Here is a 23,121-nt window from a genome sequence, read left to right as displayed (position 1 = left end):
ACTGCGGCGATGCCGCCGCTGATTTGTCTTCGCGCTTACCGTATGGGGCAACGGACTCGCCATCTGGAAGAAAACGACCACCCTTTTATCACAAATGCTATAGCGCCGCGAGGCTTTGCGATGTATGATACAGATGTATCCATGCAAAGCTCACGGCGTTTTCCTATGGTCTTGCACCGCACCATCATCGCATTTCTTATGTTGCCCCCGGAAAAGGAGGTCATCTCACCATGACTACATGTATCGAAGGTTTTTCCTGTGCCCCGATCCCTGACTCCATTTTTGAAATCATGAAGGGCAAGTCATTCAAGACGGACTGCCCCATCCCCAGAGAGGAGCTCTCCTACCTTCGCCTCCGCTATGTGGATCTCCAAGGGAAAACGCAATGCGGCGAAATGGTGGTCAACCGCCGCATTGCAGAAACCGTCCTCTCCATCTTCCAAGAGCTCTATGCCGCCAAATATCCCATCGAGAAGATCCGCCTTATCGATCACTACGATGCCGACGATGAACGCTCCATGACCGACAACAACAGCTCCTCCTTCAACTTCCGCTTCATCTCCCATACCACGAAAGTCTCCAAACACGGCATGGGCGTTGCCATCGACATCAATCCACTCTATAACCCCTACGTGAAATACGTAGACGGCCGCCTCCTGATCGAGCCCGCTGCCGGCGCCCCCTATGTAGACCGAAGCCGTGACTTCCCCATGAAAATCGATGAGGACGACCTCGCCTTTCGCCTCTTTACCCGATATGGATTCGAATGGGGCGGCAGCTGGGAAGACCGCAAAGACTACCAGCACTTTGAGATCCCCGACGACGTGATCAAAAACTGGTGACTAGTGGCTAGTGACTCGTGACTGGTGACTGGTGGCTGGTGACTGGTGACTAAATGCCACTTTCGGGCATCGCCACTATCTATACTCTGCGGTGCTTCCATATTTTTATGCGCCGCACCAGCACTCCTCACTCCTCACTCCTCACTCCTCACTGGCGAGCAAAGCTTTCATCCACAATCAGTGGGCGCCCCGCCCCACGGGCTAACCCTCACCCCTCAACCCCCTCGGAGCATTCTATGTCTAAGAAAAACATTCCCGTCAAACCAAACGAAACATACACCCTCACCATCCGCGATCTTGGCATCCACGGCGAAGGCATCGGAGCTGTCGATGACTTCACTGTCTTCGTCCCCGGCGCTCTCCCCGGCGAGACCATACAGGCGATGATCGTGACCGCGAAAAAATCCTACGCCACAGGGCGGCTCATCTCCATCGAGATCCCCTCCGCGCATCGCACCACGCCCGCCTGCCCGGTCTGCCACGCCTGCGGCGGCTGTCAGATCTCCCACCTCACCTATGAAGGCCAGCTTGCCGTGAAAGAGCGGCGCGTGAAAGACGTGATGGTGCGCATCGGCGGCTGCGAAGAGAGCCTTGTCCGTCCCATCGCCGGCGCCTCCCGCCCATGGAACTACCGCAATAAAATGGCCGTCCCCGTCACTCAGGTGACGAGCGGCCCCGTCCTTGGCTACTACCGGCAGGGCAGTCATCAGGTCATCCCGATCGCGAGCTGCGCCATTCAGGAAGAAGAAAACAACCGTCTGCTGCGCTTTGCACAAGGCTTCATGACACGCCATCAGCTCACCGGCTACAACGAAAAAACAGGCCGCGGCAGCGTCCGCCACATCATGGGACGCGTCGGCGATCACGGCGAAGTCATGGCCGTCATCGTGACCGCTTCGGAAAAGCTCCCGCTCGCCGACCTCTGGGTCTCCGAAATGAGAAAACTCCTCCCCGAAGTCGTCTCCATCTATCACAATGTCCAAAGCCACAAAGGCAATGCCATCCTCGGAAAAGAGATCCATCACCTCTGGGGCAAAAAGACCCTGACCTCCTCCCTTTGCGGCCTCGCCTTCGAAGTCTCCCCCTTCTCCTTCTTTCAGGTACACAAACCGCAGGCCGAGCTCCTCTATGAGAAAGCCCTCGCCTATGCCGACCTCCACGGCGGAGAGACCGTGATCGATGCCTACTGCGGGACAGGTACCATCTCCCTCTGCCTCGCCCAAAAAGCCGGACGCGTCATCGGCATCGAGATCGTGAAAGAAGCCATCGAAGACGCGAAGAAAAACGCCGCCTTCAACCACATAGAAAACGCCGAATTCTACGCTGCGGATGCCGGAGAATTCATGCCAAAGCTCTACCAAGAAGGCCTTCGCCCCGACGTCATCGTCATGGACCCCGTACGCGCCGGCTGCAGCGAGACCGTCCTATCCGCTGCGGCCGGCATGCAGCCCTCACGCATCGTCTACGTCTCCTGCAACGTGGCGACCTTCGCCCGCGATGCGAAGATCCTCGCCGGACTTGGCTACAAAGTGAAGGAAGTCACCCCTGTCGACATGTTCCCGCAGACCATGCACGTGGAGACCGTGGCTCTGCTGACAAGAAAAGAAAAATAAGTACCGAAAGTCGGTGTATGTCCGGGCTTTTATGAGGTCATCATCATCAGAGAAGCCTTATAGAAAGCCCGGTTTTCTTATAGGGAAACATATCTGCTGCAAAATATGTGTCTGGTTGTGACCTCGGATTAGATGTCGCAATTTGAGACGGTTGGTTAGATGTTAAGCATTTTGGAATGAATTTTGTATAATAAAAATGGATGACAAACAATCCGGCTGCCCGACCATTTTTTGGTGGATGCAGGCAATGGATTAGATGTGATTGAAAAATGAAGTGCAGGAGTATCTTGGATCTGGAAGAGAGACGATTTTACAATGGATTCCAAAAAGAAATACGCCTGCCTATAAAGTGAGCCGCCTCAGGAAATTTAAATTATCCGAAGTGGATGATTGGATTCTCTCCGAAGGAGCTGCTGATGACAATTCTGGTACAGAAGGTTAATGGAGACTGGATTAATGGACACCTAGTCATTTAGAATGGATAAAGACACAAAACAAACAGATGAAAGGTTGAAGGTAAATTGATATGGATAATCAAATTCAAAACTCCATAGTGAGTTTTATTTGGGGAATTGCAGATGATTGTTTAAGGGATGTATATGTACGTGGTAAGTATCGTGACGTCATTCTCCCGATGACAGTTATTCGTCGTTTGGATGCAATGCTAGAAGATACAAAGGCAGACGTTCTTAAAATGAAAGATACTATGGATAAGGCTGGTATCACAAACCAGTGGCCTGCACTCTGCAATGCTGCAGGACAGGCATTCTGTAATTCATCGCCGTTTTTGCTTAGAGATTTAACAAGCCGTGCCAAGAAGCAGACGCTGAAGGCCGACTTTGAGGCTTATTTGGATGGTTATTCTCCTAATGTTCAAGAAATATTAGACAAATTCAAATTCCGTAATCAGATTGATACGATGATTGATGCAGATATTCTTGGTGCTGTCATCGAAAAATTTGTTTCCCCGACCATCAACTTGAGTCCAAAGCCAGTCTATACGGACGATACAATGACTACCATCAAGTTGCCTGCGTTGGATAATCATGGAATGGGGACTATTTTTGAAGAACTGATTCGTAAGTTTAATGAAGAAAATAACGAGGAGGCAGGTGAACACTGGACGCCTCGTGATGTGGTAGAACTCATGGCTGACCTAGTGTTTATGCCGATTGCCGACAAAATCAAGGACGCATCGTATTCCTGCTATGACGGAGCTTGCGGTACGGGAGGTATGCTCACTGTTGCTCAGGACAGACTTTTGACGCTGGCCAAGAGGCGTGGCAAGGAAGTCGCCATTCATCTATTTGGGCAGGAAATCAATCCAGAAACCTATGCTATCTGTACTGCGGATATGCTGCTGAAAGGTGATGGCGAAGAGGCTGAGCATATCATGTATGGCTCTACACTTTCTGGTGATCAGCATGCAGCACGTCAGTTTGACTTTATGCTCTCGAATCCGCCTTATGGAAAGAGTTGGAAGACCGATGCAGAGAAAATGGGTGGCAAAAAGGATATTCTCGACACGCGTTTCAATACATATCTGAAAAGCGGAGATACTATGACAATGCTCCCACGCACCAGTGACGGACAGCTCCTGTTCCTGCTGAACAATGTGTCGAAGATGAAAACGGGCACGCCGCTGGGTAGCCGCATTGCAGAAGTACATAACGGCTCGTCCATTTTCACCGGCGACGCAGGCAGCGGCGAAAGTAATGCCCGCCGTTATATGATTGAGAATGACCTAGTAGAAGCCATTATAGCCGTTCCGGAAAATATGTTCTACAATACAGGCATCGGCACATTCATCTGGGTGCTTTCCAACAAGAAAGAGAAACGGCGCAAAGGCAAAATCCAACTTATTGACGCTACGGCAATGAAAGAACCCCTCCGCAAGAATATGGGCAAGAAAAACTGTGAATTTACCGAAGAAATCCGCAAGGAGATCGTTCGCATCTTCCTCGATATGGAAGAAAGCGATGTCAGCATGATTTTCAATAATGATGAATTTGCCTATTGGAATGTGACGGTGGAACGCCCACTCCGTCTTCGCATATATCCCGACCGCACGATTCCTGCCGACCTGTTCAAAAAGGCAGATGAATATGAAACTGTGACTTCTGCTATTGCAAAAGCTGCCGAAACTGCGCCGCTGGACGACTGGACGGCATTTGCCAAAGCCACTGGGCTGAAAGCCGCTGCATTGAAAAAGTTGCGCCCTTTTATCACAGAGAAAGACCCGACCACAAAGCCGATTGACGGTGAGCCGGATGTTGACCTGCGCGACACGGAGAACATTCCCTTCACCTATGAGGGCGGCATTGATGCATTTATTAAGAACGAGGTTCTGACCTATGCGCCGGATGCTTGGGTGAACGAGAAGAAAACGCAAATCGGCTATGAGATCAGCTTTACGAAATACTTCTATAAGCCAGTGGAGCTTCGCAAATTGAGTGATATTCTGCAAAACCTGAAAGAATTAGAAACAGAGGCCGATGGGTTACTGGCTGAAGTTATGGAGGGAGTGCAGTGAAGAAATATGAATCATACACTATCTGCCCTTCTTTGTGGAACAAAGAATTTCCGAGCCATTGGTGCGTTCTTCCGATGTATGCAGTTGCTAAGGAAAAATCTATTTGCAATTGCGTAGACTTGCCATTGCTTTCTGTATATTTAGATGTTGGCGTAGTTCCGTTTTCAGCGAAGGCAGAAAAACGGACGAATGTAACAAGTAAAGATCTATCTAAGTATCAGCGTGTTGACTTCGGAGATTTTGTTCTCAACAATCAGCAGGCATGGCGTGGATCGGTCGGAATATCATTCGATACAGGAATTGTCAGCCCTGCGTATGTAGTTCTGTCGATGAATGATTATCTTGATAGCAGGTATGCAAATTATCTTTTCCGATCTCGCATTATGGTTGAACAATACCTGATTAATTCCAAAAGCGTGGGTTCTATTCAAAGAAATATATATTGGCCTGCACTAAAACGAACGAAAGTCCTAATTCCTTTCCGTGACGAGCAGGATCAGATCGTGCGCTTTCTGGACTGGAAAGTTTCGAGTATCAATAGGCTAATTAACATAAAGAAAAAGGAAATCAAAGATATTGATGCTTTGAAAAGGTCTCTGATAAGCCATGCCATCACGCATGGGCTGTCAGCAGACGCACCGATGAAGTACAGTGGCGTTAAGTGGCTCGGAAACATTCCGGCTCATTGGCGGATTATGAAATTGCGACAAATACTTCACCCTGTCAGTGAGAAAAATCATCCTGAGCTTCCACTGCTGTCCGTTGTCCGTGAACATGGGGTTATCCTTCGAGATATCGAAGATACAGAATCCAATCACAATTATATTCCAGACGATTTGAGCGGATACAAAGTTGTGAAAAAAGGCCAATTCGCCATGAACAAAATGAAAGCATGGCAAGGTTCCTATGGAATTTCAGACTATACGGGAATTGTCAGCCCCGCCTACTTCATCTTTGATATGGCTTTTGAGAATCTGGAATACTTTCACTATGCCATCCGTAGCAAAGTATATGTGAATTTCTTTGCCCAGGCGTCCGATGGTATTCGTGTGGGACAGTGGGACTTGCAAATGGATAAGATGAAGGAAATCCCTTTTATCATTCCGCCCTCTGACGAGCAAAATGCCATCGTGGAACATATAAAAAATACATTACCAACGTACAATAACGCCATTGAAAAGCTAACTGCGGAAGTTGAGGTATTAGAGGAATATAAAGCAAAGATTATCGCAGACACCGTCACCGGCAAAATTGATGTCCGCGGCATTGAAATCCCCGAATATGAATTTGTGGAAGAAACCATTGACGGAGACAGCGAGGGCTGCGAAGAAGAAACTGAGGAACAGGAGGATTGAGCATGGCTGATACAAAAGACCTCGCTCTTGAAGAAAACCAAGGCGATATCGTTATCTATCAGACCAAAGATGGCGATACAAAAATAGATGTCCGCTTTGTGGATGAAACCGTATGGCTGACGCAGCAGCAGATGGCTGATCTGTTTCAATCCTCCCGCACCAACATCGTGGAGCATATCCGGCACATCTATGAAGAGGGCGAATTGGACGAGGCTTCAACCTGTCGGAAATTCCGACAGGTTCGCACCGAGGGCAGCAGACAGGTCACCAGAGAGATTCCGTACTACAATCTCGATATGATCATCTCCCTTGGCTATCGCGTGAAATCCATGATTGCCACTCACTTCCGCCGCTGGGCAACGGAGCTGTTGAAGGAATACATGGTCAAGGGCTTCACTATGGATGATGAACGCCTAAAAAAACTCGGCGGCGGAAACTACTGGAAAGAGCTTCTCGCCCGTATCCGGGATATCCGTTCCTCTGAAAAGGTTATGTATCGGCAGGTGCTTGACCTGTATGCCACCAGCGTGGACTATGATCCGAGAAGCTCGGAATCCGTGGCATTTTTCAAAATGGTGCAAAACAAGCTGCACTATGCCGCACACGGTCACACGGCGGCGGAGGTTATTTACGAGCGGGCTGACGCAGATAAGCCGTTTATGGGGCTGACCGCCTTCTCCGGCGATTTCCCGACAGCAAAAGACATCGGCATTGCCAAGAACTACCTGACCGAAGAAGAATTGCATATATTGAACGGCATCGTTTCGGGATATTTCGATTTTGCAGAAGTACAGGCGATGCGCCACCGCCCCATGCATATGAGCGACTATGTGGAGCATCTGGATCGGGTGCTTTCCTCCACGGGGGAACAGCTTCTGGTCGGTGCGGGTAAGGTCAGCCATAAACAGGCAATGGAAAAAGCAAACCAGGAGTATCAGCGTTTTCTGATGCAAAATCTCTCTCCAGTTGAGGAGGCGTATCTGCAAACGATCAAAGAGGTCGAAAAGACGGCAAAGAAAAAAGCGAAGGGAGAATGAACATGGCTGGCTTCACAAATACAAGAGAAAGCGGACTTGAGACGCTTATCGTAAAATGGCTTGTCGAGCACAACGGCTATGAGGAAGGCTCTAACGCCGATTATAATAAAGAGCATGCCATAGATGAGACTCGACTATTCCGTTTTCTGCTGGATACGCAGCCCAAGGAAATGAGCAAGTTGGGCGTCTTTACTTCAGATATAAAGAAGCGACAGTTCCTGAACCGTCTGTCGGGAGAGATAGCCAAGCGAGGCATTATTGATGTGCTTCGCAATGGCGTGAAGGTATATCCGGCAGACCTCATCATGTTCTACCTGACACCGACCGAAAATAACGAGCAGGCCAGAATTATGTATGAGAAGAACATCTTCAGCGTGACACGCCAGCTACGTTATTCACAGGATTTCGGTGATTATTCTGAGCTTCCATCTTATGTGACACGCCAGCTACGTTATTCACAGGATGCCGGAAAGCTAGCTCTGGATGTTTGTCTGTTTATCAATGGCCTCCCGGTTATCACGATGGAGCTGAAAAACCAGCTCACAAAACAGAACACAGAGAACGCTGTGCGCCAGTATAAGGAAGACCGGGATTTTCACGATATTTTATTCTCCTTCAAGCGGTGCATGGTTCATTTTGCTGTGGATGATGCGACGATCCAGTTCTGCACAAAACTCGCGGGTAAGGATAGCTGGTTCCTACCGTTCAATAAAGGCTACAACGATGGCGCAGGAAATCCGCCGAATCCGGATGGCCTTATGACAGACTACCTTTGGAAGGATATCCTTACCAAGAGAAAACTGTCTCGCATTATAGAAAATTACGCGCAGGTCATCGAAGAGGTGGACGAGGATACTAAGAAGAAGTCCATCAAACAGATCTGGCCGCGTTATCATCAGCTCGACTGTGTGGAGAAGCTACTGGCGGATGTGCAGGAAAATGGTGTCGGCAAACGATACCTGATCCAGCATAGTGCAGGTAGCGGAAAATCAAATTCTATCGCATGGCTCGCACATCAGCTGATCGGCCTTGAAAAAGACGGACATCCAATGATTGACTCCGTTCTGGTAGTCACTGACCGCCGTATTTTGGATAAGCAGATCCGCAATACGATCAAGCAGTTCATGCAGGTCAAGAACACCGTAACGTGGGCAGAGCATTCTGGTGATTTGCGCAAGGCCATACAGGACGGCAAGCGCATCATTATATCTACGATTGAAAAGTTTCCATACATCATCTCTGATATTGGGCAGGAACATAAGAATAACAAATTTGCCATCATCATTGATGAGGCGCACTCCGGCCAGAGTGGGCGTAATTCCGCAAATATGAATCTGGCGCTTTCCGGTCTTGCCACAGATGACAATGCGGACAACGAGGACAAGATCAATGCCATGATGGAGGGACGTAAGCTTGTCTCCTCTGCAAGCTACTTTGCCTTCACGGCTACTCCAAAGAACAAAACTGAGGAAATGTTCGGTGTCGCCTATGAAGAGAATGGTGAAATCAAGCATCGCCCATTCCATATCTACACCATGAAGCAGGCTATTCAGGAAGGCTTTATTCTTGACGTACTCCGAAACTATACGACCATTGATAGTTGGTACAAGATCATGAAGATGGTCGAGGATGATCCAATGTTTGACAAGAAGCGTGCACAGAAGAAGCTGCGTGCTTTCGTCGAGGGTAATCCTGACGTCATTGCAAAGAAGGCCGTCATGATGGTAGAGCACTTTCATGAGCAGGTTGTTGCCAAGAAGAAGCTGGGCGGCAAAGCACGTGCGATGGTGGTTACAGCCAGCATTCCGCGGTGTATCGAATACTACTATGCACTTAACAAGTGTCTCGCTGACAGACACAGTCCATATAAGACTATTGTGGCCTTTTCCGGCGAGCATAAATATAGCGGACAGGAACCGGCATTGACGTCGGCAGCCATGAACGGCTTCCCAGATGCCAAGATTCCTAAGGAGTTCAAGAAAGATCCGTATCGGATTTTGATTGTTGCTGATATGTTTCAGACCGGCTTTGACGAGCCGCTCCTGCAGACAATGTATGTGGATAAGCCACTCTATAATATTGCTGCGGTGCAGACACTGTCCCGCTTGAACAGAGCGTATCCCGGCAAGGATGAAGTTTACGTTCTGGACTTTGCAAATAAGACATCCACAATTGAAGAAGCCTTCCAGAAGTTTTACAGGACGACGATTCTCTCTGGAGAGACTGATCCCAACAAGCTGTATGACCTGATTACCATTATGGAGGAATATCAGGTGTATGACGGCAGTGATGTTGAAAAGCTGGTAGATCTTTTCCTAAGTGGTGCGGAGCGCGATAGGCTCGATCCGATTTTGGATGCCTGCACTGCTACTTATAAGCAACTGGAGTTGGACGATCAAATTAAATTCAAGAGCGCCGCTAAGTCCTTTGTACGTACTTATGGTTTCCTTGGCGCAATCCTACCTTATGGAAATGTTGACTGGGAGAAGCTGTCAATCTTCCTGAACTTGCTGATACCGAAACTTCCGTCACCACGTGACGATGACCTTTCGGAAGGCATCCTTCAGACGATAGATCTGAGCAGCTACAGGAATGAAGCGCAGGATGCTATTGCTATTAAGCTGGAAGATACTGATGCTGAAATTGCACCGGTACCTGCTGGCAAGGTTAGCCATATTGTTGAACCGGAAATGGATTTGCTTTCCAAGATTATCATGGACTTCAATGATATGTTCGGGAACATCAACTGGAACGATGCCGACAATATTCAACGTCAGATTCTGGCCATTCCTGAGATGGTATCGAAAGATAAAAAGTATCAGAATGCCATGAAGAACTCAGATGAACAGGAAGCTCGTACCGAAAGTGAACGAGCTTTGCAGCAGGTTATTTTCTCGATCATGGCAGACAATATGGAGCTATTCAAACAATTTCAGGACAATCCGTCCTTTAAGAAATGGCTCTCAGATATGGTATTTAATATGACTTATGATCCTAAGAGTGTTTCAAAGATTGTTGAATGCCCACAAGTTAAATCTACCGCAAGTATGGTGGCTGAGTCACCTACACCTTACGGAGCAAAAAAATAACGAAGTTGACGCGGTATTTCGTGAAGTAACACCATCATGCCCAGTATCGTGGATAATGCCAGGAGAGATGCGCCTTTTTCATTTGAATATTCGTAACAATATGTTCAATCCGAAAGAAATGAAAAAACTCTTTCATATTCAAGCTGGGTAAAAAGGATATAATCTGAAGGATGCACTTAGATTTGCAGATTTACTGTCGAAATCGACTCATCCGACCAATAGTGATAGCCATAAGATGTGGGCTCAAGAATTAATTATCCTGTTGAATGAGTTGCATCCACAAGATAGCTTGGTAAAGCTATATGCTGGTTCTGTTTTTTCGAGTGCTGGCAACCATCAAGGTTTACAGATCATCAATTCTGAATATCAGGATATTAATGTGTTTGAAAAGATATTTGAACAGTTCAGAAATGATTATTTGACAGACCCATACTTTAGTTATTCTGGCCAAAAATGAATGGGAAATCTTTTTATAATGAGAATGTTTATCAAGGACGAGATTCTGCTTGGAAGGAGGTCTCCTATTTGAAAAAGAAAGAAATGACCACCCGTTCCAGTGCTGCGGAATACCTGACCTATGTTGCCTCTATCGGCGATCAGCCGGACAGCATTGAGATGCGCTATGAGGATGAGAATATATGGCTGACGCAGAAGATGATGGCCACATTGTATGATGTTGGTACCAATACAATCAATTATCCTATAAAAAAGATATTCGAGGATAGTGAGCTACAGGAAGAGCCAGTTATTCGAAAATTTCGAATAACTGCTCCTGATGGAAAAAGTTACAATACAAATCACTATTCCTTGGAGATGATCATTGCCGTAGGCTTTAAAGTCAATTCTGAGCGTGCCGTACAGTTTCGTAAATGGGTAAACCAGATCGCCAAGGACTACACCCTCAAAGGCTGGGTGATGGATGATGAATGTCTCAAACGAGGAACGTATCTGACAGAGAAGTATTTCGACGAGCAGTTAGAGCGCATCCGTGAGATCCGTGCCAGCGAAAGAAAGTTCTATCAGAAGATCACTGTACAGAAGTTGAGCGTTATTCACTGCCCGCCACTATCGAGAGTGGCGGGCAGCTGCCATATAAAAGCACCTTGCATGATATAGGTGGAAAAGACCTTATACCGACTTGTTCCCATAGACTTCGATGGTCAAGACCTTGATATGGATGTCAATTTTACCACAGATTGCACCTGGTTGCAGCTGTGAATGTGCGATTTCATCAGTAGCGGACATGTTTCCGTTTTGACAGGATATGTACTCTCCTTACTGGACACCCAGTAAGGAGTTTTTTTGACAGCGATCCCTCTTCCCTTCCGCTCTTTGGACTGGACTTTGGGGAGATCCTTTCCCGTTCCATCCGTTGCCTGTCCATGGCACTACCCTCTGGCCGCTTTTTTCTTCATCCATTCCATCAGATAATCACGGAAAAGACAGGCTGCCTTTGTCTTGCGGACCTGCGGATTGCTTACAAGGTAGATCATCTGCCCGCTGATTTCTTCCTTCAGTGTCCGGCTCACGATGTCGGGATGCGGGTACAGGGGATCGGCATAGTCATAGCCAATGTTGATGGCTTTGTTGTGAAGGAGAAGTGTGCGGATGATACTTTCATCCGCTGTTTCCGCAAGAATGTGGATCTTCCTTCCGGGCGCGAGGAAGTACTTGTCGATATGGTGACGGAAGCAATCGTAGGCACGGCCTTTGCTGATGATGGTCTGCCCGTCCAGATCGTCATAGGTCAAGGCAGGGAGCTTCGCCAGCGGATGCGATCTGTGCATCCGTACACTGTAATGGCTGAAAAAAAGAGGGTCTCCTTCGAAGCGCGTCTCATCCAGTGGTCCCGCCGTGATGGCAAAGCTGCACTGCTGCGATGCCAATGCAGCTATCGCATGGGCATCTGTCGTATCTACTACACTTAAAATGATAGAAGGATAGGCCTCGTGGAAGTCTTCGATCAGGGAGGCTCCGAGATAGGCGAGTACATGATCGAGCGCATAAATGGTGACTACGCTCTGGGACTTAGCTGCAAGCGTGCGGAGGCTGCGGATGGCATCGTATTCCTCCAGAAGGCTTTTGGCATGCGGCAAGAGAGTCGTTGCATAGTCCGTTGGAATGACTCCTCTTATGCTGCGGATAAAGAGCGGCTGACCAAGCTCTTCCTCAAGCAGGCGGATCACCTTGCTGACGCCTTGCCGCGAGACATAGAGGGTGTCTGCCGCTGTTTTTATATTCTGTGTCTGATAGACGGTCACGAAGTATTGCAGCTGTTTTTGATTCATAGAGCACCTCCTGTTTTCATTATAGTGCAACCATATGGTTGCTTCAATCATCTCATTTTTTTCTTTTTCCGGCGACATGCCTCACGTATAATAACGCCTAGAAAAGGAGGATTCACATTCTATGAAAATCACACAGATCCGCAGTGCAACCAATCGCCTGGTATACGCCGGCAAAACATTTCTCATCGATCCATGGCTTGCCCCCCGGCATGCCTTCAGCTTCGTCGACGTTCCCGGCCGCCCCTACCATATTCCCGACCCGATGAAGGAGCACCTGCCGATGCCATTCTATGACCTTCCCGTCTCTGTCAGCGAGGTCTTGCAGGATGTCGACTATATCATCGTTACGCATCTCCATCCCGATCACATCGACATGTCCGTCACAGACGGTACAGTCGGCGCCCCGCTGGATAAGAGAGTCCCCATTTTCTGCCAAAACGAGGCGGATGCGGCTGTGCTGAAAAGATCCGGATTTCAGGATATCACCATCCTTCCTAAGGAAGGAATTCAGATAGGAGATGCCACCATTCGTCAGGTCCCGGCTCTCCATGGCACGTATATCCCCTGCGGAAACGCCATGGGCGTCCTCTTTGAAGCCAAAGAGGAAAAAACATTCTATCTGGCCGGCGATACCATCTGGTATGAGGAAGTTGCTGCGACCATTAAGAAATACCAGCCGGAAGTGATCGCCCTCAATGCCTGTTCGGCCGAGACTCTTGAGAATGGCCGTCTCATCATGAATGATGAAGATGTCTGGAATGTGTCGCTTGCCGCTCCTCATGCCCAGCTTTATATCACGCATATGGATAACGTGGCACACGCAGCCCTCACTCGGTATACGATGCGCGGCCGTCTGGCTTCTCGCGGCATCGTCAATTACGATATGCCCCTCGATGGCGAAAGTGTGGTATATCTTTCTGACGAACCTCTTCTCGCAAAAGGCAGCGATTGAGCGAGGTCATGCCGGAGCGATAGGAAAGGCCGCTTTCTCCCACGCCTACCGATTTCCTCTCATATGGAGTATAATGAAAAGGATAACTATACATCTTCCATTTATGATAGGAGAAATCATATGAGAAAAATCATTCTTACCGGCGACCGCCCGACCGGCCGCCTTCATGTCGGCCACTACGTCGGCTCCCTGCGTGAGCGTGTCGAGCTGCAGAACTCCGGTAAATTCGACGACATCTACATCATGATCGCTGACGCGCAGGCGCTCACGGACAATGCGGACAATCCGGAGAAGGTCAGAAGAAATGTGCGCGAGGTCGCTCTTGACTACCTCGCTGTCGGCATCGATCCGGCGAAGTCCTGCATCTTCATCCAGTCCATGGTGCCTGAGCTCACCGAGCTCACCATGTACTACATGAATCTCGTCACTGTTTCTCGTCTTCAGAGAAATCCGACTGTCAAAGCGGAGATCCAGCAGAAGAATTTCGAAGCCAGCATCCCGGCCGGCTTCCTCTGCTACCCTGTCAGCCAGGCGAGCGACATCACGGCCTTCAAGGCCACCCATGTCCCGACCGGCGAAGACCAGGAGCCGATGCTCGAGCAGACACGCGAGATCGTCCGCAAATTCAATGACATCTACGGCGAAGTCCTTGTCGAACCAGACATCGTCCTTTCCACAAACAAAGCCTGCCTGCGCCTGCCCGGCACCGACGGCAAAGCGAAGATGAGCAAGTCCATCGGCAACTGCATCTACCTTGCTGATTCGCCGAAGGATATCGAGACGAAGATCATGTCCATGTTCACCGACCCGACCCACCTGCGCCGCGACGACCCGGGGCACGTGGAAGGAAATCCCGTCTTCACCTACCTCGATGCATTCAGCAGCGATGAACACTTCGCAGCCTTCTGCCCCGAGTACAGCTGCCTTCAGGAAATGAAGGATCACTACACGAGAGGCGGCCTCGGCGACGTGAAGGTAAAGCGCTTCCTCAATAACGTCATGCAGGAGACTCTCCGCCCCATCCGCGAACGCCGTGAATATTGGGAAGCCCATCTGGAAGATGTCCAGGATATCCTGAAGGCTGGCTGCGAAAAAGCGGAAAATACCGCAGCCAAGACCCTCGCCGAAGTCCGCCGCGCGATGCGGATCAATTACTTCGAGGATGGAAATCTGCTGAAATAAGGTGAAGGGATTCAAGAAAATCAGGAATGAGGAATGAAGGTGGCGGCTTCGCCGCATTCATTCCTCATTCCACTTTTCTCCCTCCTTCCTTTGGAAGGAGGTGCCCCGAAGGGCGGAGGTTGGCTCTCGAAGCGGGATGAAGTCGTTGGGAGTACGGTGTTTCCCGTGATCCCTCTCCTCACATCCTTTCTTGACCGCAAACGAAAAAGATTTCTCGCTTTCGCTCGAAATGACGATGCGGGAAGGCGGCACACTCCCTCCGTCCTTTGGAAGGAGGTGCCCCGAAGGGGCGGAGGTTGGCTCTCGAAGCGGTATTTCCACACGCGGGGATGCCAACCCCGCCTCGCTTCGCTCGTCTGCCCCTTCCAGAGGAAGTGGCGAGAATGATTCTTGATCGGGCTTCGCTCTTTATATAAATTGACGCGGAGCGTCGCACCTCTTAGCCTTCCCCATTGGGGAAGGGGGACCGCGTCAGCGGTGGATAGGGTGCTCTGCTCTCATAAACGCCGTACTTGAGACGCTCTTTCCTGCTCTCTTTCATGCCGCTAGTGCCCTATCCGCCCCTTCGGGGCACCTTCCCCTCGAGGGGAAGGCTGACGATACGAGGATACCGTCATCTAAAATGCGGCGAAGCCGCCACGAGAGCCCTGAGCCCTTGTTACCAGTCAAAGGAGTCCGCTATGCCATACGTCAATATCAAAATCACCCGAGAAGGCCATGTGACCCCCGAGCAGAAAGCTGCGCTCATCCGTGGTGTCACGGATCTTCTGGCCAATGTCCTGCACAAAAATCCGGCTTCGACTGTCGTCACCATCGATGAAGTGCCTCTGGAAAACTGGGGCCTCGGCGGCGATCCGATCCTTGTTGCCAGAGCGAAGAATCAAAAGAAATAGTGTGAGCCCTTGATCGTGGACGAAAGCTCGGCCCGAATGAGAAATGCGAAATGGTGGTGGCTTCGCCGCATTTTATAAACGCACTCCGCTTTTCTCCCTCCTTACTTTGGAAGGAGGGGCCCCGAAGGGGCGAAGGTTGGCTCTCGAAGCGGGATTTTCGCACGCGGGGATGCCAACCCCGCCTCGCTTCGCTCGTCTGCCCCTTCCAGAGGAAGGGGCGAGAATGATTCTTAATCGGGCTTCGCTCTTTATATAAATTGACGCGGAGCGTCGCTCTGCCTAAGCCTTCCCCATGGGGGAAGGCTGACGATACGAGGATACCGTCATCTAAAATGCGGCGAAGCCGCCACCTTACCCTGAACCTTGAACCCTGAACCTTGAACCCTCACCCCTGAACCCCAGTCACTCCGAGCAGCAAAAAAGCCAGAACACGCATCCAGTGTGTTCTGGCTTTTCTATTGGCGCGAAGCCGCACCATCATTTTTCATTTCACCCACCGCCGGAGCACGCCGGAAAGCCTTGCCATGGCGAGAGGCTTGGCTATGTATAGAAATATGCAGGAGATCCGCCGCCGTGATGGGATCTGCTTCCCCAAGGCTCCCCCTTCCCCCACCTTCGTCCTTACGTTATAATATATTTAATGAAACTCTTATTTCTCAAAAGGAGGCTTCTTTATGGAAAAAATACATATCAACCTCGGTAAGGATTCCTACGACATCGTGATCGACAGCGGGCTCATCCGCCACGCAGGAGATGCGGTCTCTTCCCTCACGGGCGCGCATGATGCGGCCATCATCACAGAGGATGGGATCGATCGCCTCTACGGCATGGATCTTGTGAAATCCCTCGAATCCGCTGGCATCCGCACCCAGATGATCGTCGTCCCCTCGAGTGAGAAATCAAGAAGCCTCTCCATCGTGAACCGCGTCTACGGCGCGCTCGTCGACTTCGGCCTGCCCTCCGACGGCGTACTCATCGCACTCGGCGGACGCGTCGTCGGTGACATCACCGGCTTCGTCGCAGCCACCTACCACCGCGGCATCGCATACATCCAGTTCCCGACATCCGTGCTCTCGCAGATCGGCAGCGCCATCGGCGGCAAGATCACGCTCGACATCACGGCGGGCAAGAATCTCGTCGGCGCCTTCTATCAGCCGCGCGCCGTCTATATCGACCCCGGCATGGCCAAGACGCTGCCGAGAAAATACCTGCACAATGGCATGGGCGAGGCCGTGAAGCTCGGCTGCGTCTGTGACAAGGAGCTCTTCGAACTTTTCGAAAAAGCCAATTCCGACATAGAGCTCCTGCGCGTGCTGCCGGAGATCATCCGCCGCTGCTGCACCATCAAGGCGCACTATGTAGAGATCGACCCCACCGGCAAGAAGGAACGCCGCCTGCTCGACTTCGGACACACCATCGGCGGAGCCATCGAGCGCTGCTGCCGCTACGATGACAAAACGATCACCCACGGCGAAGCGACAGCGATCGGCATGTACCTCGTCACCAAGCGCGCCGAGCTTCTCGGGCTCACCACCCGCGGCGCCACGAGCCGTCTCGAGTACGTCTTGAAATCCCTCGCCCTCCCCACGGAGACACACATCGCTCCCGAGATCCTCGCTGCGGATATGGCAAAAAGCAAGCATGTCAAGGAAGGGAAACTCCAGCTCGCCCTCATGAAGGAGATCGGTCAGGGCTTCCTGAAGGAAGTGACGGTCGAAGAGCTTGCCAAGTATGTGAAATAAGGACGGGGATCAGGATACCAGGTGACATCTTCGTCCTTCTGCCTTTCATACCGCCAGTACCCTATCCGCCCCTTCGGGGTACCTTCCCCTCGAGGGGAAGGCGGACGATACGAGAATACCGTCATCTAGTATGCGGCGAAGCCGCCACCTCAGCCTTGAGCCCTAGTTTCCAGTCAACACACTCCTCTTTTCTCCCTCCTTCCTTTGGAAGGAGGTGCCCCGAAGGGGCGGAGGTTGGCTCTCGATGCGGTATTTTCACACGCGGAGATGCCAACCCCGCCTCGCTTCGCTCGTCTGCCCCTTCCAGAGGAAGGGGCGAGAATGATTCTTAATCGGGCTTCGCTCTTTATATAAATTGACGCGGAGCGGTGGATAGGGTGCTTTCATAAATCGTCGACTTGAGACGCTTTTCCCCCGCTCTCTTTCATACCGCTAGTGCCCTATCCGCCCCTTCGGGGCACCTTCCCCATTGGGGAAGGCTGACGATACGAGGATACCGTCATCTAACATGCGGCGAAGCCGCCACCACAACCCTGAACCCACAACCCTGTCCCCCTTTCACAACAAAACACGCCGGACGTCTCACGACATCCGGCGTGTTTTTGATTAAAATCCTTTGGCACGCATCCGTTTCCCCACCAGTTGAAGAAGAAAGAGAGAAGGATGGCCATCGCTGTACTCTCTCTTCCTCGCAAAATGATGATTTGTGTATACTATAGCATAGCGGCAGAAGGGGCATAAGAGAATGGATGTTTCTGATATGGATCCGCTGCCTGCCATCGCCGCCCCCGCACCCTTGAACCATGGCCTTGATATATATATAATATATAAATATATCGAACTCATCGAATCGAGGATCTCTTATGAAAATTTCCATCATCGGTGCGGGAGCGACAGGACTCGCTGCCGCCGCCTATCTGCATCTCATCTCCGTCCCCTTCACGATCTACGTCAGAAACGAAGAGAAGAGAAAGCTCTGGGAGACGCATCCGCTCAATGTCAGCGGCAAGGTGAATACCTCCCTCTACCTGCCCATGGCACGCTCGCTCGAAGAAGCCTGCGAGGCCGACGTCCTTCTTGTCTTCACCCGTGCGGGCGATCATGAGGCTGTCACCGAGGAAGTGATGCCCTACATGAAAAAGGGGCAGTGCCTGCTCTTCCTGAACGGCTGCTGGGGCGCGGTGAAGGCCTACCGTGCCTTCCAGAAAGCGCAGGGAGCCGTGCCGATCACCATCGGTGAGACGGCAAATATGCCTTTCATCGCTGCGCTCTCCTCCGACCACACCTCGCTTCATTTCAAAGCCATGAAAGACGAGATCGCCTACTCCGCCATCGGGGATGAAACCCTGCTGAGTGAGCTTCTGCACAAGCTCGCGCCGAAGGTGACACGCGTCTCTTCGCCGGCCGCGACCTCGCTCTCCGCGACGAATCCCATCATTCACGTAACGCAGTGCCTCTTCAATCTTTCCCGCATCGAAAACGGGGAGGACTTTGATTTCTTCGGAGCCCCCCTCACGAAGCGCACGGCCGCCTTCATGGAAGAGTGCGACAAGGAGCGCCTCGCCATCGGAAAAGCCCTCGGCCTGGAGCTCGCGCCCCTTCTTGCCACGCTGAACTCCTTCAGGGGTACCCGCGCCGAAACGCTCTATGAAGCGCTCACGGAAAACCCATCGTACCTGGCCGTCAAAGGCCCGACGACTCTGACGAGCCGCTACATCACCGAAGACCTTCCCTGCGGCCTTACCAGCCTTCTCGACCTCTCGGACATGATGCACGTGGACTGCCCCCACATCACCGCTCTCGTCTACACCATGGCGCTCTACCTCCGCCAGCCCTACCGCCCCTTCCTCACCCTGCAGGATCTGCGCGTGGTGAAGGGATTGAAGTGAGGCGGCATGACCGGAAGCGGTCGGCTGATCATTCCTCATTTTCCCTATGCCCATCCACCTGAACCCTTTTAGGAGCATCCATTATGAAACCATTTATCACCGCCCTTCTCCTCATGGCAGGCGCATTCTCTCCTGTCTCTGCCGCAAACTGGGTCCCGCTCCCTGCGAGCGAAAGTGCCGAAGTCGACACCGACTCCTACTTCGACAGCGGCGTCCGCGCATCGATGGACCTGAAGCTCTCCCTTGACGGCACATCTATCATTTCCACCATGGAATTTGACAAGGACCGCCGCACCTACCACATTGCGGCGGTGAAGACCCTTGCTGCTGACGGGAGCATCCAGGAAAGCACCCGCTTTTCTGACGACAGCTGGAGCCCGCTCCTGCCCAATTCCTTCGGAAAGAGTGTGTATACCCACTTCATCGAGCAGCCGATCCCCCATTTCACGAATCCCCAATGGCTTCCTCTCTTCAAAGAAAGCGGCGTGAAATTCCACGGCAGCACCTATGACATCGAGAAGCAGACGCTCCGCTATAAGAATGGCTACGCCACCTTCTTCCTCCGCATCGCCTACCCGTGGAAGGACCAGGACTTCTCTCAGGTCATCTATCATGTCCGCATGGACGTGCCGAATAAAAAGGTGCAGACCCTTTCCATGACAGAATATGATTTTGATGGTAAAATAAAAAACCATGGACGAGGCTCCACCGAGCGCGCCCCCATCCTCCCCGACACCCCGATGGACCAAGTCCACCGCTATATCAAGGGCGAAGTCGATGCAGGAAGATTGAAGTGACGGATAGGCATCCGGCCCTCGATCCTTCCTATCATAGTCACCCTATCCGCCCCTTCGGGCCACCTTCCCCTAGAAGGGAAGGCTGGCGATACGAGGATACCGTCATCTAAAATGCGGCGAAACCGCCACCTCAGCCTTGAGCCCTAGTTACCAGTCAACACACTCCTCTTTTCTCCCTCCTTCCTTTGGAAGGAGGTGCCCCGAAGGGGCGGAGGTTGGCTCTCGATGCGTTTTTTTCACACGCGGGGATGCCAACCCCGCCTCGCTCCGCTCGTCTGCCCTTTCCAGAGGAAGGGGCGAGAATGATTCTTAATCGGGCATCGCTATTTATATAAATTGACGCGGAGCGGTGGATAGGGTGCTTTCATAAATCGCCTGCTTGAGACGCTCTTTCCCGCTCTCTTTCATACCGCTAGTGCCCTATCCGCCCCTTCGGGGCACCTTCCCCTCGAGGGGAAGGCTGACGATACGAGAATACCATCTTCTAAAATGCGGCGAAGCCGCCACCTTCATTCCTCATTCCTCATTTTCTTGAACCCTGAACCCTAACTCCCATTCCCCGAGGTATCCCATCCATGCCACGCATTTATATATCTGCTCTTTCCGCAGCCGCTTCTGAAGCGTGCTACGCCGCTTTTCTGACCGGCAGCCTTCCTACGGAGGGCTGCTTCCTTGTGTCAGGCCCCCATCTTTTTCTGATGGATTCTCTTCCGCCTCTCCCTGAAGGGCGCGGCGTCCCCGTCTCCTTCGGGCCGGTCAGCTGGATCCGCTCCGGCATCTCTTCCCAGATGCAGAGCATCTCCGTCTACCGTGCCTTTCTTTCCGGCCGTCGCCTCCCTGCCGGGACTGCGCTGGCGGCAGGAAAGGATGGCATCACTGTCTTCCCTGCCGAGCTCTATGAGGCTGACCTCGGAAAGATGGAGCCCTTCTCGCTCTCCTTTGATCCGCTCGAAGAGGTCCTGACCCCGCAGGAAGCGGCGAAGCTCTACCATGTCGATGCCAAGCGCATCCAGTGGGACTGTGAACACGCCGGTGAAAGCGCCGTCTTTTCCCTCGCTGAGACACGCCGCTCCGGAAATACATGGCTCCTCACGAGAAATGCCGCTCTTCGCGTCTACGAAGGAAAGGAAATGCCAGCCTATGCCATCGATCCCCTTCTCCTCGTCTTCTCCACGGTCGAAGCCGCCCACATCTGGAACCGCGACAGCGGCGTCGTCAGAAGCGCGGCGGGCGGTGCCGGCCACGCCGCCGCCCGCATGCACGAAGGCGACCGCAGAAAATCAGGCCGCATCTGGCTCGTCCGCCGCGAAGCCATGGAGCGGCTCTTCGGTCAGTCCCTCCCCGAGCGCATGGCTGAGGCCATGCGGTTCGTCAAATAACGCAAAAGAGGCGGGCTAGACGCATCCGTCCGCCCGCCTCTTTTCTGTCATCGCCTCCTATCTGGGAATGAGATCCGATCACGGACAGGCAGGCATCTCCTTCATAAAAAAACCGCACCCTGCTCATCCCGGGGTGCGGTTTTCTGATTCTTATTCGTCCTCTTCCTCATCATCGACAAAGATCTGCTGTGCCGCTTTATAGCTGAGAGACGTATTTCCCTTCGGCGTTTCCAGAAGGATCGGTCCTTCGTAAGGCTCCTTTTCCAGCACGGTGACGGGCATATCGATCTCGATCCCCTTGCTCTGGATATAGTCCATCAGGCTGTAGTCCTCCATGACGCGGCGCACATGGGTCTTCTCGCCCTCCTCCAGCTCGACAAGGACGCGGCTCGTGATGCCGCTCCTGCTGCCATCCACACGAGGGATCGGATCACCGTGCGGGCAGTACTCCGGATTTCCCAGATATGCATCGAGCTTGCTGCAGAGCTCCTCATTTGTCTGATGCTCGAGGCCTTCTGCCAGCTCATGGGCTCCGCTCCATGAGAAATGCAGACACTTCACCAGAAAGACCTCCCACAGCGCATGATACCGCATAAGACGTCCGGCTTCCCTGCGTCCCTTCTTCGTCATCCGGCTGCCTTTGTAGGCGGTGTAATCCACGTAGCCCTGCTTCTGCAGCTTTGCGATCATTTCGCTGACAGACGGCGGCGATACATGAAGCATCTCGGAGAGCTCCTTATTCGTCACCAGTTCATGGCTCTCGCTGATGATGTAAATGGCCTTTAAGTAGTCTTCCTTCCCTGATGTCATATCCATCCCTCTTTCCGGAAGAGAGGAAATAAAAATCCCTCATCCCCTAAATTTTTATGCCTAACGATTCATTATAGATATTATAGGTCATAATTAAATTTTTGGGAAGAGGGAAAAGAAAATACGGATTAGGGAATAGTGACTGTTAGGCGTCCGGTCATTCATCTTTCATACCAAAGCCCCCTATCCGCCCCTTCGGGGCACCTTCCCCTTGAGGGGAAGGCTGACGATACGAGGGCCGCGTCAGTTCATAAGACCTTCGGACATCGCCTCTTTTCGTCATCCTGAGCGGAGTGAACTGTCATTTGTTAGAAAAGCCGTACGCAGAAAGCAGGGGACTGAGCCGAAGGATCGCGGCGATGCCGCCATCGCACCCCTGAGCCCTAGTTACCAGTCAACACACTCCACTTTTCTCCCTCCTTCCTTTGGAAGGAGGTGCCCCGTAGGGGCGGAGGTTGGCTCTCGAAGCGGTATTTTCACACGCGGGGATACCAACCCCGCCTCGCTTCGCTCGTCTGCCCCTTCCAAAGGAAGGGGCGAGAATGATTCTTAATCAGGCATCACCCTTTATATAAATTGACGCGGAGCGGCGCTCGGGTGCTCTCATAAACGACGTACTTGAGACGCTCTTTCCCACTCTCTTTCATACCGCTAGTGCCCTATCCGCCCCTTCGGGGCACCTTCCCCTTGAGGGGAAGGCTGACGATACGAGGATACCGT

18 protein-coding genes are annotated in these 23,121 nt (G+C 51.6%); 16 read left to right on the top strand and 2 right to left on the bottom strand.

The window, feature by feature from the left end; all coding sequences use genetic code 11:
- Nucleotides 1–230 precede the first annotated feature (230 nt).
- The 9 genes from ACGG9R_RS00695 to ACGG9R_RS00655 all read left to right on the top strand — a co-directional run bounded on the left by ACGG9R_RS00695 (nt 231) and on the right by ACGG9R_RS00655 (nt 11,585).
- Nucleotides 231–842, top strand: a complete 612-nt coding sequence (locus ACGG9R_RS00695) for a M15 family metallopeptidase (protein WP_390150295.1) — start codon at nt 231–233, stop codon at nt 840–842.
- A gap of 236 nt (nt 843–1,078) precedes the next feature.
- Complete coding sequence (rlmD, locus tag ACGG9R_RS00690; protein WP_390150292.1) at nt 1,079–2,455, top strand: 23S rRNA (uracil(1939)-C(5))-methyltransferase RlmD; 1,377 nt, start codon at nt 1,079–1,081, stop codon at nt 2,453–2,455.
- A 262-nt stretch (nt 2,456–2,717) separates the two neighbouring features.
- A complete protein-coding gene (locus ACGG9R_RS00685) occupies nt 2,718–2,897 on the top strand; it encodes an excisionase family DNA-binding protein (protein WP_390150290.1) in 180 nt (59 codons plus the stop codon).
- Between the two features lie 84 nt (nt 2,898–2,981).
- On the top strand, nt 2,982–4,988 hold the full coding sequence (locus ACGG9R_RS00680; protein ID WP_390150288.1) for an N-6 DNA methylase: 2,007 nt from the start codon (nt 2,982–2,984) through the stop codon (nt 4,986–4,988).
- Nucleotides 4,985–6,343, top strand: a complete 1,359-nt coding sequence (locus tag ACGG9R_RS00675) for a restriction endonuclease subunit S (protein WP_390150285.1) — start codon at nt 4,985–4,987, stop codon at nt 6,341–6,343. Before ACGG9R_RS00680 ends, ACGG9R_RS00675 begins: the two co-directional genes overlap by 4 nt.
- A gap of 2 nt (nt 6,344–6,345) precedes the next feature.
- Nucleotides 6,346–7,380, top strand: a complete 1,035-nt coding sequence (locus ACGG9R_RS00670) for a virulence RhuM family protein (protein ID WP_390150283.1) — start codon at nt 6,346–6,348, stop codon at nt 7,378–7,380.
- Nucleotides 7,381–7,382: 2 nt separating this feature from the next.
- Entirely contained in the window at nt 7,383–10,469 is a 3,087-nt protein-coding gene (locus ACGG9R_RS00665) for a type I restriction endonuclease subunit R (RefSeq protein WP_390150280.1), read from the top strand.
- Nucleotides 10,470–10,704: 235 nt separating this feature from the next.
- Nucleotides 10,705–10,926 (top strand): hypothetical protein, encoded by a 222-nt coding sequence (locus tag ACGG9R_RS00660; RefSeq protein ID WP_390150277.1) that lies wholly within the window; start codon nt 10,705–10,707, stop codon nt 10,924–10,926.
- Between the two features lie 68 nt (nt 10,927–10,994).
- Complete coding sequence (locus ACGG9R_RS00655; RefSeq protein WP_390150274.1) at nt 10,995–11,585, top strand: virulence RhuM family protein; 591 nt, start codon at nt 10,995–10,997, stop codon at nt 11,583–11,585.
- A 272-nt stretch (nt 11,586–11,857) separates the two neighbouring features.
- On the opposite strand, the gene ACGG9R_RS00650 is transcribed toward ACGG9R_RS00655, so the two are convergent.
- Nucleotides 11,858–12,757: a LysR substrate-binding domain-containing protein gene (locus ACGG9R_RS00650; RefSeq protein ID WP_390150272.1), complete on the bottom strand. Its 900-nt coding sequence runs from the start codon at nt 12,755–12,757 to the stop codon at nt 11,858–11,860.
- A gap of 121 nt (nt 12,758–12,878) precedes the next feature.
- On the opposite strand from ACGG9R_RS00650, the gene ACGG9R_RS00645 reads away from it, so the two are divergent.
- The 7 genes from ACGG9R_RS00645 (at nt 12,879) to ACGG9R_RS00615 (ending at nt 21,591) form a co-directional block, all read left to right on the top strand.
- Nucleotides 12,879–13,709 carry an MBL fold metallo-hydrolase gene (locus tag ACGG9R_RS00645; protein WP_390150269.1) on the top strand — a complete coding sequence of 277 codons (831 nt, stop codon included), beginning with the start codon at nt 12,879–12,881 and terminating at the stop codon, nt 13,707–13,709.
- A gap of 120 nt (nt 13,710–13,829) precedes the next feature.
- On the top strand, nt 13,830–14,891 hold the full coding sequence (gene trpS, locus ACGG9R_RS00640) for a tryptophan--tRNA ligase (RefSeq protein ID WP_022105693.1): 1,062 nt from the start codon (nt 13,830–13,832) through the stop codon (nt 14,889–14,891).
- A gap of 539 nt (nt 14,892–15,430) precedes the next feature.
- On the top strand, nt 15,431–15,784 hold the full coding sequence (locus ACGG9R_RS00635) for a 4-oxalocrotonate tautomerase family protein (protein ID WP_390155022.1): 354 nt from the start codon (nt 15,431–15,433) through the stop codon (nt 15,782–15,784).
- A 674-nt stretch (nt 15,785–16,458) separates the two neighbouring features.
- Complete coding sequence (locus tag ACGG9R_RS00630) at nt 16,459–17,526, top strand: 3-dehydroquinate synthase family protein (protein WP_390150266.1); 1,068 nt, start codon at nt 16,459–16,461, stop codon at nt 17,524–17,526.
- Between the two features lie 863 nt (nt 17,527–18,389).
- Complete coding sequence (locus ACGG9R_RS00625; RefSeq protein ID WP_390150263.1) at nt 18,390–19,415, top strand: NAD/NADP octopine/nopaline dehydrogenase family protein; 1,026 nt, start codon at nt 18,390–18,392, stop codon at nt 19,413–19,415.
- A gap of 83 nt (nt 19,416–19,498) precedes the next feature.
- Complete coding sequence (locus ACGG9R_RS00620) at nt 19,499–20,212, top strand: hypothetical protein (RefSeq protein WP_390150261.1); 714 nt, start codon at nt 19,499–19,501, stop codon at nt 20,210–20,212.
- A 575-nt stretch (nt 20,213–20,787) separates the two neighbouring features.
- Nucleotides 20,788–21,591, top strand: coding sequence for a helix-turn-helix domain-containing protein (locus tag ACGG9R_RS00615; RefSeq protein ID WP_390150258.1), 804 nt, complete (start codon nt 20,788–20,790; stop codon nt 21,589–21,591).
- Between the two features lie 150 nt (nt 21,592–21,741).
- On the opposite strand, the gene ACGG9R_RS00610 is transcribed toward ACGG9R_RS00615, so the two are convergent.
- Complete coding sequence (locus tag ACGG9R_RS00610; RefSeq protein ID WP_022106262.1) at nt 21,742–22,401, bottom strand: metal-dependent transcriptional regulator; 660 nt, start codon at nt 22,399–22,401, stop codon at nt 21,742–21,744.
- Nucleotides 22,402–23,121 lie beyond the last annotated feature (720 nt).

The organism is Dialister sp. i34-0019-2H8 (assembly GCF_042846925.1).
Classification (GTDB): Bacteria; Bacillota; Negativicutes; order Veillonellales; family Dialisteraceae; genus Dialister.
This window is presented reverse-complemented; position numbering and strand designations above follow the sequence as displayed.

Excerpts from the sequence above, each read along its gene's own strand:
- ACGG9R_RS00695 (WP_390150295.1), top strand. The coding sequence starts at position 231 with ATGACTACATGTATCGAAGGTTTTTCCTGTGCCCCGATCCCTGACTCC.
- rlmD (WP_390150292.1), top strand. The coding sequence starts at position 1,079 with ATGTCTAAGAAAAACATTCCCGTCAAACCAAACGAAACATACACCCTC.
- ACGG9R_RS00680 (WP_390150288.1), top strand. The coding sequence starts at position 2,982 with ATGGATAATCAAATTCAAAACTCCATAGTGAGTTTTATTTGGGGAATT.
- ACGG9R_RS00670 (WP_390150283.1), top strand. The coding sequence starts at position 6,346 with ATGGCTGATACAAAAGACCTCGCTCTTGAAGAAAACCAAGGCGATATC.
- ACGG9R_RS00665 (WP_390150280.1), top strand. The coding sequence starts at position 7,383 with ATGGCTGGCTTCACAAATACAAGAGAAAGCGGACTTGAGACGCTTATC.
- ACGG9R_RS00660 (WP_390150277.1), top strand. The coding sequence starts at position 10,705 with ATGTGGGCTCAAGAATTAATTATCCTGTTGAATGAGTTGCATCCACAA.
- ACGG9R_RS00650 (WP_390150272.1), bottom strand. The coding sequence starts at position 12,757 with ATGAATCAAAAACAGCTGCAATACTTCGTGACCGTCTATCAGACACAG.
- ACGG9R_RS00645 (WP_390150269.1), top strand. The coding sequence starts at position 12,879 with ATGAAAATCACACAGATCCGCAGTGCAACCAATCGCCTGGTATACGCC.
- trpS (WP_022105693.1), top strand. The coding sequence starts at position 13,830 with ATGAGAAAAATCATTCTTACCGGCGACCGCCCGACCGGCCGCCTTCAT.
- ACGG9R_RS00635 (WP_390155022.1), top strand. The coding sequence starts at position 15,431 with ATGCCGCTAGTGCCCTATCCGCCCCTTCGGGGCACCTTCCCCTCGAGG.
- ACGG9R_RS00630 (WP_390150266.1), top strand. The coding sequence starts at position 16,459 with ATGGAAAAAATACATATCAACCTCGGTAAGGATTCCTACGACATCGTG.
- ACGG9R_RS00625 (WP_390150263.1), top strand. The coding sequence starts at position 18,390 with ATGAAAATTTCCATCATCGGTGCGGGAGCGACAGGACTCGCTGCCGCC.
- ACGG9R_RS00620 (WP_390150261.1), top strand. The coding sequence starts at position 19,499 with ATGAAACCATTTATCACCGCCCTTCTCCTCATGGCAGGCGCATTCTCT.
- ACGG9R_RS00615 (WP_390150258.1), top strand. The coding sequence starts at position 20,788 with ATGCCACGCATTTATATATCTGCTCTTTCCGCAGCCGCTTCTGAAGCG.
- ACGG9R_RS00610 (WP_022106262.1), bottom strand. The coding sequence starts at position 22,401 with ATGACATCAGGGAAGGAAGACTACTTAAAGGCCATTTACATCATCAGC.